Below are 17595 nucleotides of genomic sequence, written 5' to 3' on the forward strand. Positions count from 1 at the left end.
TTAGGGTTCAAACTTTGAAAAATGAGCGACGAAGAATTTGACCTGCTGGATGAATTGTACTTTGTGCAGCCTTTTGAATATCTCCAATCCTCTTTGGGCTGGGAGGATGAATTGATCTTAAAAACTCTTGATTCGCTTTACCAAAAAGGGATGATCAAATGTCTTACTCAGCCAGATGATGAAAGGTTTGATGTTGTAAATATTGTTCAAGAGGGAAAAAACCTATTCTTTCTTGCTACCAAAAAAGGCCTAATGGCTCATAATACCCTTTGACTTTGACTAACACCTCTTATAAATATCAGCGTAAGGAACTGGAGCTAAAAGCGCTCTTGGAAATCACTCAGGCGATCAATGAAAATCAGTCAGAGGCGGTTTTGCTGAATATTTTCAAATTCACCTGCCTGGTACACCTAGAGATCAAGTCCCTGATTCTTTATGTGGCCAAAGAGGATGTTTTTGAAAAGAAAATAGCCCATGGAATAAAGGGAAGCATTCCAGCCGAACTCAAATCCAGCCAAGTAATAGATCACAAAGAAACCGGAGAATTGCAGTTGGAGTTGGAGGAAGGATATTCATTTGCTGAATTGGAAACCTACCTTCCGGTGTACCACAAAGACAAAATGCTGGCGATCTTGTTTCTGAAGAGAAAGTCTGAAGAGCATGAGCTGGACTTGGATTTCACCCAGGCGATTGCGAATATTTTGGTGGTAGCGCTTGAAAATAAGCGCTTTGCCCGGAAGCAGTTGCAACAGGAAGTGCTCAATCGGGAAGTAGCGATTGCATCTCAGGTTCAGCAGATGTTATTTCCTGCGGAATTGCCCAATTCAGAAGAGCTCAAAGGGAAAGTGACCTATTTTCCCCATAGCTTGGTAGGGGGAGATTACTACGATCTGATCCGAAAAGGGAAGGAGAAAGTGTATTTCTGTATAGCAGATGTTTCGGGCAAAGGAATCTCCGCGGCTTTGCTGATGTCCAACTTCCAAGCTACCCTCCGCACGATGCTTCGGAGCGATGCGGATTTGGAGGTGATTGTCCATCAGTTGAATTACACCTTGTTTGACAATACGAAGGGAGAACGCTTCATCACCTTCTTTCTTGGGGAATATGATTATGCCAAAAAGCGGCTTCGTTTTGTAAATGCTGGGCATAATCCGCCTATTTTATGCTGTGAGAAATCCCAAAAAACCGAACTGTTGCAAGCAGGAACAACCATTTTGGGGGCTTTTGAAGAACTTCCATTTTTGGAAATCGGAGAAAGGAATTCCTTGGAAAAATTCATCATTCATCTCTACACCGATGGACTGACTGAGGCCATGAATCCTGAGGATGAAGAATATGGAGATGAAAGGTTTTTTGGCTTTGTGGAAGAAAACCTCTGTGTGGATCCGGAAGAATTCCATCAGAAGTTTTTCAGAAAGCTGGAGAAATTTTCCCAAAATGTGCCACTTCGGGATGATCTCACGCTGTTATCGGTTCGATTTGCGTAAGCTATGATTTTCCATTCCGTTCCCAAGGCAGTTCAAGTACTTTTTCCCAACAGGAAGTGGAGTGGGGATCCTTCCGGAAACAAGGTTTATTTGACCTTTGACGATGGGCCTGTTCCCGGAGTCACAACCTATGTATTGGAGCAGCTAAAGATCCGGAATCAAAAAGCCACTTTTTTCATGGTAGGGGATAATGTTCGGAAACATCCAGAACTAGCGAGAGCGGTGTTGGCAGATGGACATTTGATAGGAAATCATACCTATCATCATCTGAAAGGATTCAAAACCAGTAAAGAAGAGTACTACCGGGATTTTCAAAAATCAGAAGATATCTTTCGTGAGGTGTTGGGAATTGAGTCTAGGTTGTTTCGGCCGCCCTATGGAAGTCTGACCATGGCACAGTCTAGTCCCATTAGGCGCAGCCATCAAATAATTATGTGGGATGTGTTGAGTGGAGACTACCATCCCAAGGCTGACCCGGAAAAGATTCTTTTTGAAACTAAAAAAAGGACCAAGGCGGGGAGTATTATAGTCTTTCATGACCAGCAGAAAACTGCGGATATGCTTCCAAAAATTCTTCCCCAATTCCTCGATTTTTTACTGGAAAAGGAATTTAAAACTTCCTTGCTATGATCTTTTGGATTGCCATCGGAATCTGCATCTGGATGGTTTTGCAGCTTATTTTACAGGTGATTCTGTTGGCAACTAACTGGAAAAACCATCGCGAAATTCCGCCGGAAAATTTACCTCAGGTTTCTGTGTGGATTGCCCTGCGGAATGAAGAGCGAGAACTCCCTCGATTGCTCAAGAGCTTGGACGATCTGGATTACCCTTCTGACAAAATAGAGTTTTTGCTAGCAGATGACGGAAGTGAGGATCAGACCTGGTCAATGCTTGATTCTTGGGCGAAAAAGGAGGATAACAAAACTCTGGTAAAGTTAACCGAGAAAGATTTTGGAAGATATCACCCAAATGGGAAGGCCAATGCTCTTGCAATTTTGGGGAAAATGGCTACCGGTGATTTTTACTTTTTCACTGATGGGGATTGCAAAGTTACCAAAAACTGGATCAGAGCCGGAGTTTCCAGTATTCATGAAAATACCGGCATGTTGATCGGAGTCACTCGGGTAAGGAGAGGGACTCTTTGGGATCAAATGCAGGAATTAGACTGGTGGAATACGCTTGGGCTGGTGAAGGTGGTTACAGATTTGGGGCTTCCTACCACGGGATTGGGCAATAATATGGTCATGACCAAAGAAGCCTATGAAAGTGGTGGAGGATTTGAAAGCCTTGGAAAAAGCTTGACCGAAGATCTGGAAATATCCAAGGCAGTACGGAAGGCTGGTTATAGTATTCGGCAGCAGGTTTCTGAAGACTTGTTGGTGGAGACCAAGGCTGAGTATTCGATCCCTTCTTTGCTGGATCAGCGCAAGCGCTGGGTGACGGGAGCCATGACTTTATCCTTGGGCTGGAAAATTCTTTTGGCCATTCAGGTTTTTTTCTTTCCGGCAATCATTTGGCTGATTTTTGAAAATTTGGAATTGGGAATTCGATTGTGGGTTTTGAAAATCGCAATGCAGTCTATTTTTATTGGTTTTTTTGCAAAAAGGGCAAAATGCAAACCTCCCTTTCTTTCCCTTTTTCTTTATGATTTTTACCTCCTTGTCTCCTACTGCCTAACAATTCTTTATTACTTTTGGCCTTCCTCTGTTCAATGGAAAGCAAGAAAATACCCATGAACTTAATCGATACCCACGCACACATCTATTCCACCAAGTTTGATTCAGACCGAGATCAGGTAATTGAAGAAATCCTTCAAGCAGGAATAGAGCGGATTTACATGCCGAATGTAGATGTAGAAACTATCGACCGAATGCTGGAGTGTGAGTCCCGGTACGGCAACCTCTGTATTCCGATGATGGGACTTCATCCCTGTGATGTGAAGGAGGATTTTGAGGAGCAGCTTGCTGTCATGGAAGACTGGCTCAACAAAAGGGCTTTCGCAGCAGTAGGGGAGATTGGAACAGATTTATACTGGGACAAAACTACCTTCGAGATTCAAAAACAAGCCTTGAATATCCAATTGGGATGGGCCATGGAAAGGGATCTGCCGGTGGTTTTGCATTGTAGAGAATCCATCGACCAGACCATTGAGCTTATTCAAAAAGCACATAATGGCGAGCTTAAAGGGATTTTTCACTGCTTCACTGGCACCTTGGATCAAGCTAAACAAATTATTGAAATGGGCTTTTTGTTGGGGATTGGTGGGGTGGTCACTTATAAAAATGGAGGCTTGGATCAGGTTATTCCCCATGTGGGCTTGGATCATTTGGTTTTGGAGACCGATGCACCCTATTTGGCTCCAGTTCCCTTTCGCGGGAAGAGAAATACCCCTGCCTATTTACCCTATATTGCAGAAAAAGTAGGGGATTTGGTTGGATGTTCTAAAGAAGAAGTCGCCCAAAAAACCAAACAAAATGCCTTGAGCCTATTTAAAGAGATCAAGCTATGAACTATAAAATCGTAAGGCTAAAGACCAGTGGCAAAATAGGAAAGACCGCCTCGGTCTTGATCGTTTATACCGGAGGTACTTTGGGAATGGCCTATGACGAGTCAGGATCTTTGGTTCCTTTCAACTTTGGCTTGATTCTGGAAAAAATCCCGATTCTTTCCAATTTGAACATTGCCATTACGGTGATCTCCTTTCCCGAACCTATTGACTCATCCAACGTGACCACACGTCACTGGAGGGATATGGCTTATATCATCTATGAAAACTACGATAGCTACGATGGCTTTGTAGTATTGCATGGCACGGATACCATGGCCTACTCAGCTTCGATGTTGAGTTACATGCTCCATGGCTTGAATAAGCCGGTGATTTTTACTGGAGCTCAGCTGCCGATTTCAGCGATGCGTTCAGACGCCAGGGAAAACTTGGTGACTTCTCTGGAAATAGCGACTGCAAAAGTTAATGGACATCCTATCGTGCCGGAGGTTTGTATTTTCTTCAACCACATGTTACTACGTGGAAATAGGGCTAAAAAAGTCCAGAGTATCCACTTTGATGCGTTTGAATCCGAAAACTATCCCCCTTTGGCTGAGGCAGGAATTGTAATTGATTACAACACCAACGCGATTCGGCCTTATGAGTCTCAAAAGAAACTGGTCAACTTGAATCAGTTGGACAATAATGTGATGGTCCTTAAACTGTTCCCTGGAATTACGGATAAGATTTTGGATTCCTGTTTTTCAATTCCGGGACTAAAGGGCGTAGTTTTGGAAACCTACGGTTCAGGAAATAGCCCTTCTGAGGAGTGGTTTATGAAATCTTTGGAGAAAGCCATTAAAAAAGGACTGATTATCCTGAATGTGTCCCAATGCAATGGTGGCCGGGTAATTCAGGGAAGGTATGAAACGAGTAAGGAATTGCTTGCGGTGGGAGTAGTGAGTGGGGCAGACATGACTACAGAAGCGGCGGTGACCAAGCTGATGTTTTTATTGGGGCAGGATTATTCCCGATCAGAAGTCTGCGCCAAGCTCACCCAATCCCTATCTGGAGAAATTACAGCCTGATTTTTCAGGTTTTTTTCAAGACAGCTTGGATTCGGGAGGAATAATTTTTTTCTTTGCACTCCGATTCAGAAATGGGTCGTCAATCAACACAGAGAGGTGTCCGAGTGGTTGAAGGAGCACGCCTGGAAAGTGTGTATACCCCTAAAGGGTATCGAGGGTTCGAATCCCTTCCTCTCTGCATAAAAAGCCAACTTTAGTAATAAGGTTGGCTTTTTCATTATGGTCTGAATTTTATAATAGCATGAAGGGATGAGAACCCTCGAGTTTGAAATCGACCGCAGGGAGATTCGCGAGGGGCTGTGCGGTATGGCAGTGGGTACGAGCAATCCCTTCCTCTCTGCATAAAAAGCCAACTTTAGCAATAAGGTTGGCTTTTTCATTATGGTTTGAATTTTAAAATAGCATGAAGGGGTGAGAACCCTCGGGTTTGAAATCGACCGCAGGGAGATTCCCGAGGGGCTGCGTGGCATGCAAGTCGGTACGAGCCATTGGCTCAGGATAAAACCTGAATTGCCAACAAGGCCGGACCTTTAGTTTTTAAATCGAAAAGCACCATCAGGAATAAAGGAGCTCCCTTTTTACCGATTAGTTTGATAGGTGAGTGCCTTCTCATAAGGAGGCTGAGATATTTTTATATGTATATCCGCTTTCTAACCAGTAAGCCATACACTATGAATAAAATCCCGGTTGAAGTTCAGTTTTAGCCAGCTTCGGACTTCGGTCTTCCGATCGGCCAACCAAAGGAATTTTGGATTGTGGTGCAAATGCGGATAATCATAAATTTTTAAAATTTAAAGCTGTTCTTCTATGCTTCCTTCAAGAAGAAAAAACTGAAATATCAAATAAGACTATATATATTATATCGTGTGAAAGGGATCGGAGTAGTTGGGATTGGAGGAATTCAGAAGATTTATCGATCTGGTAAAAAAAATATTTTCAGGCCATGGTTTAGCTTCAAAATTTTCTTTTTTGCACCCAAGGATGGAAGTAAGCTGATTAAAGCCTGAAATTAAATTCTAAATACTGTTGATTTTCAAGTAGTTTAAGAAGTAAAGCGCCAAGAAAGGCCTAAAAAGCGGGGTATTAGGTTAAAATCAGCGGATTTTAAATTCGGCCGAACTTCAATCCATTCATGTAAAAATTGCCTTAATTTGGGTTTAAACAGGGGATTCTTTCAAAAAAGTTAAAAGGACCCATTGTTTTTTGAAATTAAAAAATGATAACTTTAAAACTCGATTTTAGTCTAGAAACCATTTAACCTTTATCAAAAGTCTATTTAAAAAACACATTATGAGAAAGTTAATCGCTTTGTTCATGCTTGCAGGTATCCTATTCGTTCCTGTTTTCGCTAACGCACAAGATGCTTCTGCAGACACCGCTGCCACTGAAGCAACCCAAGCAGTAGAAACACCTGCTGCATCTCCTACAGTAGTTGACGATGAGATCGTTGCTGAGGAGCAAAGCTTTCACCAGGTAATCAAGGAGAAGTTTATCGAAGGTGATCCAGTGTACATGACTCCAGTATTGATCTGTTTGATCTTGGGTCTTGCTATCGCTTTGGAAAGAATCATCACTTTGAACCTTTCCACTACCAACACCAAGAAACTTATCAACAAAGTAGAAGAGGCATTGGCTTCTGGAGGTATTGAAGCTGCTAAGGAAGTTACCAAAAGCACTAAAGGCCCAGTTGCTTCTATCTTCACTCAAGGTTTGATGAGATATTCTGAAGGTATCGAGATGGTTGAAAAATCCATCATCGCTTACGGTTCCGTTGAAATGGGTAGATTGGAAAAAGGTCTAGTTTGGATCTCTCTTTTCATCTCTCTTGCTCCAATGTTGGGTTTCATGGGTACTGTAATCGGTATGATCTTCGCATTCGATACGATCGAAGCTGCTGGTGACATCTCTCCATCCATCGTAGCAGGTGGTATTAAAATCGCCCTTTTGACTACTGTTGCTGGTTTGATCGTTGCGATCATCCTTCAGTTGTTCTACAACTACTTGGTAGCGAAAATTGACTCTTTGGTTAACGACATGGAAGACGCTTCTATCTCTTTGGTAGACGTGTTGGTTAAGCACAAATTGACTGGTAAGTAATTCTTGCTTCCCATTTTAATTTGTTCCAATCAATTTCCAAATTCCTAAAGATTCAATACTATGGATACTTATGATATCATGCTCTATGTGAGCTACGCATTGGTAGGATTAGGAGCAGTAGTTTCTATTCTTCTACCTTTGATTAAATCTCTTGACGATCCAAAGGCCCTGCTTAAGACAGGTCTTGGTATCGTGGCAATTTTGGTTTTGTTCTTCATTAGCTACTCAATCTCTACTAACGAAGTACTTCCAAAATTCGAAGGAGAGCCATTTAACCTTACTCCGGGAATGTCCCAGATGGTAGGTGGCTTCCTGATTACCACTTATATCTTGACTATCATTACGGTAGCAGGAATCGTAATCACAGAACTTAATAAAGCAATTAAGTAATTATGGCTAGGAAAAAAGGACGAATGAGTCAGGAAGTTAACTCAGGATCCATGGCGGATATCGCCTTCCTGCTGTTGATTTTCTTTCTCGTGACCACAACGATCGCTTCTGACAAGGGTATCTTGAATATCCTTCCTCCGAAGTTGGATCCAAACGTCCCGCCACCAGATATTAAGAAAAACGAACGTAACATCTTTAATATCCTGATCAACGCCAATGATGACCTTCTTGTAGAAGGTGATTATAGAAGAAATTCTAAAGGCCTTGATATAGAGATCAAAGAGTTCGTCTTGAACTTTGGTGCGCCAGACGAAAATGCAACTGCTTTGTTCAATTCATTGCCAGCATCCCTTCAAGCACAAGCTTTAAGAAGACCTGAATCTTCAGATCATCCAGGTGAGGCAGTAGTGTCTATCAAGACAAACAGGGGTACTAGCTATGAAGTGTTTCTAGAGGTATTCGATTTGGCTAAAAAAGCCTATTTCGATATCTACGGAGAAAGAGTTGGTCTTACAGCGGATGAATATCGTGCCCTTACCGGTGACGATGAAGCTTCTAAGGCTCTTCAAGACAAAGGAAAAGAGGGAATCCCAATGGCGATTTCTATTGCTGAACCAGATAAGATAGGAGGGAACTGATATGTCAAAGTTTAAGAAAAAAACCAGTACTCAGACCAATATTCCTACCTCAGCTTTGCCTGATATCATCTTCATGTTGTTGTTCTTCTTCATGGTGACAACGGTATTGAGAGAGCAGACAATCTTGGTTGAGCAGAAAATTCCTCAGGCAACTCAGCTTCAAAAGCTTCAAAAGAAAACCCTGATCTCCTACATGTACATTGGTAAGCCAAAGAATCCAGGACTATATGGTTCTGAGCCTAGAGTGCAAGCTAATGACGTATTGATCAGCACTCCAGATATCGTTCAGTGGGTTAACCAAGAGCGAGATCTTCTTCCAGAAGCCGACAGAGGTTTGATTACCATCTCTTTGAAAGTAGATAAAGACGTGAAAATGGGTCCTATCTCTGACGTTCAGACTGAACTTAGAAATGCGGATGCCCGACGTGTGCTTTACGCTTCCACTGGAAAGATCTATGAAGATTAATTTGATCTAATGCTTATATTGAAAGCCATCCTGAAGACAGGATGGCTTTTTTGTTGATCATCCGATGAGAATTCATTTAAGTAATAAAGCAAAAGTCCAGAATGCCTGGGCAATGTATGATTGGGCCAATTCTGTCTATAGTTTGGTCATTACATCTACCATTTTCCCTGTTTATTATAATAGCGTTACCAAAGGCTTGGATGGGTCTGATGTCGTTAAATTTTTTGGTTTTGAGATTGTCAATACAGTTCTGTATTCCTATTCGATCTCTTTCTCATTCTTGGTAATTGCTTTGATTTCTCCTTTACTCTCTGGGATAGCAGACGCCTCCGGAAAGAAACTGACCTTCATGAAGCTCTTTGCTTATTTGGGATCAGCCTCTTGTTTTGGCTTATTCTTTTTTGACGGGTCAAATCTTGAATATGGAATTCTATGCAGCATAATGGCGAGTATTGGGTATGCCGGAAGTATAGTCTTTTATAATGCGTATTTGCCGGAAATAGCCAGTGAAAAAGAATATGATTTCCTAAGCGCTAGAGGATTTGCCCTCGGATATATTGGAAGTGTGATTCTATTAGTATTTAACCTTCTGACCATCCAATATCCAGCTTGGTTTGGACTGGAGGAGGGAAGTATGCCTGCTAGGCTTTCATTTCTGATTACCGGTTTATGGTGGGCAGGCTTTTCCCAGATTCCTTTTTATCATTTGCCGAAAAATCCTTTCCAGAAGAAAATTCAAAGTCAGTTTCTATGGAAGGGCTATTTGGAAATCAAAACAGTCTATCAGCAGATTCAATTATTCCCCGTAATAAAGAGATTTCTAGCAGCCTTTTTCTTTTACTCCATGGGGGTCCAGACGGTCATGTATCTTGCCGCCTCCTTTGGAGACAAAGAGCTGGGGCTGCCAGGAGATCAATTGATTCTCACGGTTCTTATTATTCAGTTTGTTGCCATTCTCGGCAGTTATCTGTTTGCATTCATTTCCAAAAAGTTTGGCAACAGAATCAGTTTGATCATCATGGTATTGATTTGGATTGGGATCTGCATCGCGGCATATTTTGTTTACTCTGTTTTGGAATTTTATGCCTTAGCCTTTACGGTGGGGATGGTGATGGGAGGAATTCAATCTCTTTCCAGATCGACCTATTCCAAGCTTATTCCTGAGGAAAGCACCCAACACGCCTCGTTTTTCAGTTTCTTTGATGTGACCGAAAAAGTAGCCATTGTCTTGGGGACTTTCTCGTACGGCGCCATCGAGCAATTGACAGGGAGTATGCGGAATTCTGCGGTCTCCTTAGGTTTGTTTTTCCTAATCGGTCTCGGGTTTTTGATTATTCTAAGAATCTCCAAAAAGACGGTCTCTATTGAACAAGAATAATAGCCATGATAAAAATCCTCCAAGGAAATGAAGTCAGGAATTTGGATAGTACACATATTCTAAATACCGGTATTTCCAGCTTGAGCTTGATGGAAAATGCCGCTCAAGGTTTTGTGAATTGGTGGGAGTCTAAGTCATTTTCTAAATCTCTTCGTGTAGCAGTCTTTTGCGGAGCTGGAAACAATGGAGGAGATGGATTGGCCATTGCTCGTCTTTTGAATCAATTAGGATTCAATCCGGAGGTGTTTTTTTGTTTTGATTTGGGTGCCAAATTAAGTCCGGATGCCCAAGCGAATTTAGAATCCTTGCCTTCTTCCGTAGCTCAAAAACATTGGAAAGGTTTCGATGGAGCCAAGTTTGATTGCTTGATAGATGCTTTTTTGGGAGTGGGGCTAAAAGGTGATTTGAGACCGGATGCAATAGAAATCATTCAGGTTATCAATTCATTTTCAAAGAGCATTTATTCTATTGATGTTCCCAGCGGACTTCCTTCTGAAGGAATGGCGTCCAAAAATTGTGTCAAAGCTGAGGTGACAATCACTTTTGCTTTTCCTAAGCTTTCACTTCTTCTCCCTGAAAATGCCTCGATTTCGGGAGAATTAATTGTAGTGGATATCGGGATCGGGGATGAAGAATATGAAGCCTTTGATTCCCAGTTTTACTACTTGCAGGAAAAAGACATCCCTGAATATCATCGAAAGTTTTCCAGATTTTCTCACAAGGGAGATTTTGGAAAAATACTCCTGGTGGCAGGAAGTAAGGGAACGATGGGTGCAGCGATATTAAGTTCGAAAAGTGCATTGCGGACTGGTTCCGGGCTTGTTACTTGTTATGTTCCCATCGAAGAAAGATCCATTATCCAATCCGCGGTGCCGGAGGCTATGGTCTATACAGATCAGGAGCTTAGAATGGAAAAATTTGATGCCATTGGAGTGGGGCCGGGAATGGGAGTTGACCAGCATGGCTTGCTGAAAAAGATTTTGGAAGGCTATAAAGCTCCCTTGGTTTTGGATGCGGACGCCTTAACGATTCTATCGAGGGATAAAGACTTGATTCCTTTAATTCCCAAAGGAAGTATTCTGACACCTCATTTAGGGGAATTTGAAAGGCTTTTTGGAAAAATTTCGGATCCGCTGCTTCGTCTTAAGGCAGCTCGTGAATTCTGCATTAATTTCCAGTTGAACTTGTTGATCAAGGGGGCCAATTCGGTGATTTGTCTGGCTGATGGTAGGCAAATATTTAATTCCTCCGGGACGAACTATATGGCAACTGGTGGTTCGGGTGATGTGTTGACTGGGATGCTTACTTCATTTCTTGGCCAGGGATATTCTCCTGAGCAGGCCTTGGTTTGTGGAGTTTTCCAACATGGGTTGGCGGGAGAAATTGCGGGAAGCAAGAAGTTTCGCTCCACCATTGCCTCGGATATTCTTGAGGCTATTCCAATGACATTCCAAAAACTTTCAATTCTGTGAAGAATTTTGGACTGAGGTAAACTTAAATTTTTTAATGCGGGTTAAGAGTCCATAGATTTTATATGAAACCAGAAAAAGCACTTCTTTGGACTTTAGCCGCCATTAATTTTATCCATATCGTTGATTTCATGATTCTGATGCCGCTGGGGCCTCAGTTGATGAGATTGTTTGAAATTAGTCCCAGTGAATTCAGTCTATTAGTCTCCTCCTATACCTTCAGCGCAGGGATTTCCAGTTTTTTTGGAGCCTTTTTTCTGGATCGGTTTGACCGGAAAAAAATATTGCTTTGGGTTTACGTAGGCTTTACCATAGGAACTTTAGGTTGTGCTTTATCTCCCAATTATCCTATTCTCCTGGCGGCAAGAGTGATCTCGGGAGTGTTTGGAGGATTGACTTCAGCCTTGATTCTTGCCATTATCGGAGATGTGATTCCCTATGAAAAAAGAGGAAGTGCGATGGGCTTGGTGATGTCAGCTTTTTCCTTTGCCTCAGTTATGGGAGTGCCTTTGGGACTTTTTCTGGCGAGTTTATCGGACTGGCATACCCCGTTTTATATTTTGGGGGGCTTGTCTATCCTAGCTCTGGGGATGATTGTGAAGTTTATCCCCAATATTGCCGGGCATCTAAATCAGGAGATTCAGCGCCCAAGTCCCATTCAGGTAATTTCCAGAGTGACTGGCAACAGCAATCAGATGAGGGCAATCACGCTGTCCATCATGATGATGTTTGGTCAGTTTATGATCATTCCTTTTCTGAGTCCCTTCAATGTGGCTAATGTAGGTTTTTCCGAAATGCAGCTGACCTATATCTACATTGCCGGTGGAGGATTTACGATTTTCACTTCCCCTTGGGTAGGAAAGCTTTCCGATAAATATGGGAAGCTTAAAGTCTTTACCATTTTTATGGTTTTGAATCTGGTGCCTATAGGAATTATTACCCACCTGGGAGTTACGCCAATTCCTTTCGTGCTGATGATCACCACGATGTTTTTTGTGACCTCTAATGGGCGCTATGTGCCTGCTGCGGCGATTATCACCGGTACGGCAAAGCCGGAGAACAGAGGTAGTTTTCTGAGCTTCAATTCAGCTGTTCAGCAAATAGCTGCTGGCTTCGCTTCGTTAATTGCCGGATTGATAATCGGCGAGAACGAGCTCGGCCAATTGACCAATTTTAATATTGTAGGATACTTGGCCATATTTTTCAGCATCCTCTGTATTCCTTTGGCTAGAAGGGTGAAGGTGATTAGCTAAAAAAAATCCCCGTCAGAAGTGACGGGGACATTGAATATTAGAATTCTGCGTTTCCTGGAGTTCTCGGGAAGGCGATTACATCACGGATATTTCCCATTCCGGTAACGAATTGGACCATCCGCTCAAAGCCAAGTCCAAATCCGGCATGTGGGGTAGCTCCGAATCTACGGGTATCCAAATACCACCAAAGTTCATCCTCCGGGATATGCATTTCCTGCATCCTTTGGGTCAGCTTGTCCATTCTTTCCTCTCGCTGGGATCCACCGACAATTTCCCCGATTCCCGGGAAGAGGATATCCATCGCTGCTACAGTTTTTCCATCCTCATTTTGGCGCATGTAGAAGGCTTTGATGTCTTTTGGATAGTCTGTCAGGATTACCGGTTTCTTGAAATGCTTCTCTACTAGATATCTTTCGTGCTCGGACTGTAGATCAGCTCCCCAAGATTCGATCAGATATTGGAATTTCTTCTTTTTATTAGGGTTGCTGTTTCGCAGAATGTCAATGGCCTCAGTATAAGTCAGACGAACGAAGTCATTTTCTACTACGAATCTCAACTTTTCGATCAGCCCCAACTCAGATCGCTGGTCTGCCGGCTTGGTGTTTTCTTCTTCCTGAGCTCGTTGTGCTAAGAATTTAAGGTCTTCCTCGCAGTTTTCAAGCGCATAATTGATTATGTATTTCAGGAAGTCTTCTGCCAAGTTTTGGTTGTCTTCCGCATCGTAGAAGGCCATTTCAGGCTCGATCATCCAGAATTCCGCCAAGTGTCTGGTGGTATTGGAGTTTTCAGCCCGGAAAGTCGGCCCAAAGGTGTAAATCTCTGCCAAAGCCATCGCAGCCAATTCCCCTTCCAACTGTCCGGAAACAGTCAGGTTAGTCTCTCTCTCAAAGAAGTCCTGCTTGAAATCAATTTTCCCTTCCTCATTTTTAGGAGGGTTCATCAGGTCAAAGGTGGTGACTTTGAAGGTTTCTCCAGCACCTTCCGCATCAGAAGCGGTGATGATCGGGGTGTGGATATAGAAAAAGCCTTTATCGTTGAAGTATTTATGTACGGCAAAAGCTAAGGCATGCCTTACTCTGAAAACGGCTCCAAAGGTATTGGTCCGCATTCTCAGATGGGCGATTTCCCGCAAAAACTCCAAGGAGTGTTTTTTGGGTTGGAGAGGATATTTTTCCGGATCTGCTTCGCCTAAAACCTCGATGCCGACTGCATGCAATTCAGCGGTTTGGCCTGCACCTTGGGATTCTACCAAGGGCCCCCAGACTTTGATGCAGGCTCCTGTGCTGCATTTTTTCAGGATATCCTCGCTGATGACATTTGGGTCAGCAACTACCTGAAAATTGGTGATAATGGATCCGTCATTGAGGGCAATGAAGGAAACATTTTTATTGCTGCGCTTTGTACGAACCCAACCCATAAGGGTGATTTCCTGTCCGATCAATTTTTGATCTAGGATGGTCTTGATTTTGACCCGTTTGTTAAATGCCATGCTTGTTTTTTTATCGGAAAAATCTTTTTCCTGTAGAAATAAAATGGAATGCAAAAAAACGATTAAATCACCTTTTTATCAAAAAATTGGTCCTTTTTCCTAACTTTGATCAGCTGGCTTTTTCAGAAGAAAAAGCTTTTTTTAAACCCAAAAAGCAGGTTTATATTAGTACATGCAGAAGCTTAATCTTTCTCAATCTCTTTCACAAAAGCTGTCTCCACAGCAAATTCAATTCATTAAATTGCTGCAGGTGCCTACTGCTGAGCTGGATGCACGAATTGAAGAGGAGCTTGAAATCAACCCTGCCTTAGAGGAAGGAAGGGAAGAGGAGTCCGAAAAATCCCAAGATGAGGAATATGAAGATACCTACGAGGATGATTTGGGTCGGGAAGACGGCGACATCAATCTGGACGATTATCTGGATGATGAGTATAGCGGATATAAAATGCAAGGTGACGGAAACTATAATCCTGATGAAGAAGATAGAGAGATTCCGATTTCCTCCCAATCCTCGCTTCATGAGCAGCTGATTTCTCAGCTGAGTTTTTTGAAGCTCGATGATCGGCAAAAAATTATCGGGCAGCAGCTGATCGGAAGTATAGAAAACGACGGATATATCCGCCGGGATTTAGAAGCCATCATCAATGATCTGGCCTTTTCCCAGAATATCGAGACTGATATTGACGAAATGGAGGAAATCCTCCGTAAAATCCAAACCTTTGATCCGGCAGGAATTGCCGCAAGAAACCTTCAGGAATGTCTCCTAATTCAGCTGGAGCGCAAAGAGCACCCAGACGATCCTGTCGTGAAGCATGCCTTGGCCATTATTTATGAGTGCTTTGAGGAATTTACGAAGAAGCATTATTCTAAAATTCAAAAAAGACTGGATCTCTCTGAGGACGAAATCAAAGATGCTGTCAATCTGATTACAAGGCTCAATCCAAAGCCAGGAGGGATTTCTGATGGATTGGTTCGTACTCAGTACATTATTCCTGACTTTATTCTGACCAATAACAGCGGGAAGCTCGAAGTAACCCTTAATTCACGAAATGCTCCGGAATTGAGAATTTCAAGATCTTACGCGGAGATGTTTGATGCGTATGATAAAAGTGACAAGAAAGATAAAAAGCTGAAGGAGACAGTCACCTTTGTCAAGCAGAAACTAGACTCGGCTAAGTGGTTTATAGATGCCATCAAGCAGCGTCAAAATACGCTTTTGAGAACCATGGAAGCCATTTTGATGTATCAAAAAGAATTCTTTTTGGACGGAGATGAGACCAATCTGAGGCCGATGATCCTGAAAGATATCGCCGAAAAAATTGACATGGATATCTCTACAGTTTCCCGTGTAGCCAATAGCAAGGCTATTCAGACGGAATTTGGGGTTTATCCTTTGAAATACTTTTTCTCCGAAGGAATTTCTACCGATAGTGGAGAGGATGTGAGTAACCGAGAGGTGAAGTCTGTACTTCAGGCAATGGTCGACGAGGAGGATAAGAAAAGACCTCTTTCTGACGACAAGCTTGTCAAAATGCTGAATAAAAGGGGGTACAATATTGCGAGAAGAACGGTGGCGAAATACCGTGAGCAATTGCAAATCCCTGTGGCCAGATTAAGAAAGGAACTGTAGTGCTGAGAGCTTTTGCCCTAGTTTTCACGATTGTGTTTCAGCCGCTGTTGATGCCGGCTTTGGTATTTGGACTGTTGCTTTTTGCAGTTCCGGAATCCACTAGCCTTCCGGAGGAGTTCAAAACACAGATTTTCTACCTTATCGTTTTGTCCACGCTACTGATTCCTATGATTACCATCATCGGGCTCAGATTGAGTGGGATGGTGAAAAGTCTTCATCTTCCCCAAAAGCAGGACAGGTTAGTTCCTTTTATCATTACCAACATTTATTTCATCTTGACCACTTACTTTCTCTATCAAAAAAGTGAGTTGGATCCGATTCTTTGGAAAGGAATGGCGGTGATTAGCTTTTCAGTATTGGCATTGACCATCGTTACTCTTTTTTGGAAAATGTCAGCCCACATGACTGGCTTGGGAGGATTGTTAGGCGTGATTTTGATCATGAGTAAGCTGTTTCCCACTTTTAATGAGCTTTACCCCCTTTTACTTACCATTGTCCTCAGTGGGGCTGTAGCCTCTTCCCGATTGTACCTAGACGCTCATAAACCCTTGGAAGTGTATGCCGGATTCCTCTCAGGATTTTTGATCTGTTGGTTTGGGTTCTCCTGGATTTGGGCCTAAAAAAAATCCGGCTTTTGGCCGGATTCAAATCTTAAAAGACGGTGAGTGCAATTCCAAAATTAACTTGGCTGGCCTGAGTGGCGAACGGGCCTCGTCCTTTTTCCCACATGTCGTTGAGATAGAAGTTTGACCAAACATAGAATCCTGGACTTCCGGCTTTAAAGGTCAAAGCATATCTGAATTTTTCAAGGCCGTACTCCTGAGAGTGTTTCATCTTTTGGCTGCCCTTGCTGGCAGATTCGTATTTGATTTTGGTATGGGCCTCGTAGAGCATTCCAAATTTTCCACCGATACTTACTCTGAAGCTCTTGTTATAATTGTCTTTATTGAAGTGGTATCTGACTTCAAGAGGGATTTCAAAATAATTCGCCGTAAAATTATTTTTCTTCAAATCTATCGCTGTACCGTACACATCAGTCACTTTGAGGAGTTCGGCAGAATTAGCTCCGAGATCTGGATCTAGGAAAAGATTCTTGGAATCAGCAAACAGAATTTTGTCCGACCCAATCCCAAATCCTGGATTCAAAGTAAAACCAGAGTGATCACCAGCCAGAAGAATAGGGAATTGATAAGAGATATTGAAAGTTCTGGAGCCGAAGAAGTTCATGCCCAGGTCAGCAGGTCTATTGGTAAGTTGGTTAAAACCAAACTCAAAGTTTAAGTCGCTTGGGATGCTTGGGCGTCCACCAATCGGGGTCTTTGGGGCTGATTTGGTTTCCTGTGCGAGGGTTTGGTTCAAAGTGACTATGGAGAGAACCAATACGAGTAGTTTTTTCATCAAAAGAGTCTAATTACTTAGCGTGTGGGCAAAAATAAAAAAAGCAACAGGATAAACCCCTTAAATGCTCTTAATTATTCTTAAGGTATGAAAAGGGATTACGTTCATTTTTCAAAAAACTTCTGAAATGCTGTTTGGAGAAAAAATATTATTCGGTACTTTTGCAGACCCAATTGGCCTCGTAGCTCAACTGAATAGAGCACCTGATTACGGCTCAGGAGGTTTCAGGTTTGAATCCTGACGAGGTCACAAAGCTCGGTAGTCCACTACCGAGCTTTTTTATTTTCCCGCAATGGCTTTTGGAAAAGATTTCTGATGCTTTAAAAA

17 protein-coding genes and 2 tRNA genes are annotated in these 17595 nt (G+C 42.5%); 17 read left to right on the forward strand and 2 right to left on the reverse strand.

The genetic code is table 11. The features are described 5' to 3' along the window. Positions 1 to 21 precede the first annotated feature (21 nt). The 14 genes from G458_RS0105230 (at position 22) to G458_RS0105305 (ending at position 12751) form a co-directional block, all read left to right on the forward strand. A complete protein-coding gene (locus G458_RS0105230) occupies positions 22 to 273 on the forward strand; it encodes a hypothetical protein (RefSeq protein ID WP_026950972.1) in 252 nt (83 codons plus the stop codon). Between the two features lie 2 nt (positions 274 to 275). Continuing rightward, positions 276 to 1487: a PP2C family protein-serine/threonine phosphatase gene (locus G458_RS0105235; RefSeq protein ID WP_026950973.1), complete on the forward strand. Its 1212-nt coding sequence runs from the start codon at positions 276 to 278 to the stop codon at positions 1485 to 1487. A gap of 3 nt (positions 1488 to 1490) precedes the next feature. Further along, positions 1491 to 2117: a polysaccharide deacetylase family protein gene (locus G458_RS0105240; RefSeq protein ID WP_026950974.1), complete on the forward strand. Its 627-nt coding sequence runs from the start codon at positions 1491 to 1493 to the stop codon at positions 2115 to 2117. Beyond that, positions 2114 to 3223, forward strand: coding sequence for a glycosyltransferase (locus G458_RS0105245; protein ID WP_026950975.1), 1110 nt, complete (start codon positions 2114 to 2116; stop codon positions 3221 to 3223). The genes G458_RS0105240 and G458_RS0105245 overlap by 4 nt, the downstream gene beginning before the upstream one ends. Continuing rightward, positions 3220 to 3996, forward strand: a complete 777-nt coding sequence (locus G458_RS0105250; RefSeq protein ID WP_035467813.1) for a TatD family hydrolase — start codon at positions 3220 to 3222, stop codon at positions 3994 to 3996. The genes G458_RS0105245 and G458_RS0105250 overlap by 4 nt, the downstream gene beginning before the upstream one ends. Then, positions 3993 to 5060: an asparaginase gene (locus G458_RS0105255; RefSeq protein ID WP_026950977.1), complete on the forward strand. Its 1068-nt coding sequence runs from the start codon at positions 3993 to 3995 to the stop codon at positions 5058 to 5060. The genes G458_RS0105250 and G458_RS0105255 overlap by 4 nt, the downstream gene beginning before the upstream one ends. Before the next feature lie 90 nt (positions 5061 to 5150). After that, positions 5151 to 5238: transfer RNA gene (locus G458_RS0105260), tRNA-Ser, on the forward strand. Positions 5239 to 6350: 1112 nt separating this feature from the next. After that, the gene (locus tag G458_RS0105275; protein ID WP_026950978.1) at positions 6351 to 7157 is read left to right on the forward strand and encodes a MotA/TolQ/ExbB proton channel family protein; all 807 of its coding nucleotides are present in this window, start codon (positions 6351 to 6353) and stop codon (positions 7155 to 7157) included. Positions 7158 to 7217: 60 nt separating this feature from the next. After that, positions 7218 to 7547, forward strand: a complete 330-nt coding sequence (locus G458_RS0105280) for a hypothetical protein (RefSeq protein WP_026950979.1) — start codon at positions 7218 to 7220, stop codon at positions 7545 to 7547. A gap of 2 nt (positions 7548 to 7549) precedes the next feature. Next, complete coding sequence (locus G458_RS0105285; protein ID WP_026950980.1) at positions 7550 to 8185, forward strand: ExbD/TolR family protein; 636 nt, start codon at positions 7550 to 7552, stop codon at positions 8183 to 8185. A 1-nt stretch (position 8186) separates the two neighbouring features. Next, positions 8187 to 8651, forward strand: a complete 465-nt coding sequence (locus tag G458_RS0105290; protein WP_026950981.1) for an ExbD/TolR family protein — start codon at positions 8187 to 8189, stop codon at positions 8649 to 8651. Positions 8652 to 8715: 64 nt separating this feature from the next. After that, positions 8716 to 10029: an MFS transporter gene (locus tag G458_RS0105295; RefSeq protein ID WP_026950982.1), complete on the forward strand. Its 1314-nt coding sequence runs from the start codon at positions 8716 to 8718 to the stop codon at positions 10027 to 10029. Between the two features lie 5 nt (positions 10030 to 10034). Further along, complete coding sequence (locus tag G458_RS0105300; protein WP_026950983.1) at positions 10035 to 11501, forward strand: bifunctional ADP-dependent NAD(P)H-hydrate dehydratase/NAD(P)H-hydrate epimerase; 1467 nt, start codon at positions 10035 to 10037, stop codon at positions 11499 to 11501. A 62-nt stretch (positions 11502 to 11563) separates the two neighbouring features. Beyond that, entirely contained in the window at positions 11564 to 12751 is a 1188-nt protein-coding gene (locus G458_RS0105305) for an MFS transporter (RefSeq protein ID WP_026950984.1), read from the forward strand. Positions 12752 to 12788: 37 nt separating this feature from the next. Here the strand turns inward: G458_RS0105305 and asnS are convergent, their stop codons facing one another. Then, on the reverse strand, positions 12789 to 14240 hold the full coding sequence (gene asnS, locus G458_RS0105310; protein WP_026950985.1) for an asparagine--tRNA ligase: 1452 nt from the start codon (positions 14238 to 14240) through the stop codon (positions 12789 to 12791). Positions 14241 to 14412: 172 nt separating this feature from the next. On the opposite strand from asnS, the gene rpoN reads away from it, so the two are divergent. Both rpoN and G458_RS0105325 read left to right on the forward strand, forming a co-directional pair. Next, on the forward strand, positions 14413 to 15870 hold the full coding sequence (rpoN, locus tag G458_RS0105320; RefSeq protein WP_026950986.1) for an RNA polymerase factor sigma-54: 1458 nt from the start codon (positions 14413 to 14415) through the stop codon (positions 15868 to 15870). A gap of 32 nt (positions 15871 to 15902) precedes the next feature. Next, positions 15903 to 16490 (forward strand): PA-phosphatase, encoded by a 588-nt coding sequence (locus G458_RS0105325; protein WP_245579232.1) that lies wholly within the window; start codon positions 15903 to 15905, stop codon positions 16488 to 16490. Positions 16491 to 16521: 31 nt separating this feature from the next. Here G458_RS0105325 and G458_RS0105330 read toward each other — a convergent pair whose 3' ends face one another. Then, positions 16522 to 17268 (reverse strand): outer membrane beta-barrel protein, encoded by a 747-nt coding sequence (locus G458_RS0105330; RefSeq protein ID WP_026950988.1) that lies wholly within the window; start codon positions 17266 to 17268, stop codon positions 16522 to 16524. A gap of 175 nt (positions 17269 to 17443) precedes the next feature. On the opposite strand from G458_RS0105330, the gene G458_RS0105335 reads away from it, so the two are divergent. Then, positions 17444 to 17517 (forward strand) — tRNA-Arg (locus G458_RS0105335). Positions 17518 to 17595: the final 78 nt, after the last annotated feature.

Origin of the sequence: Algoriphagus mannitolivorans DSM 15301 (genome assembly GCF_000429425.1) — a bacterium.
Classification (GTDB): Bacteria; Bacteroidota; Bacteroidia; order Cytophagales; family Cyclobacteriaceae; genus Algoriphagus; species Algoriphagus mannitolivorans.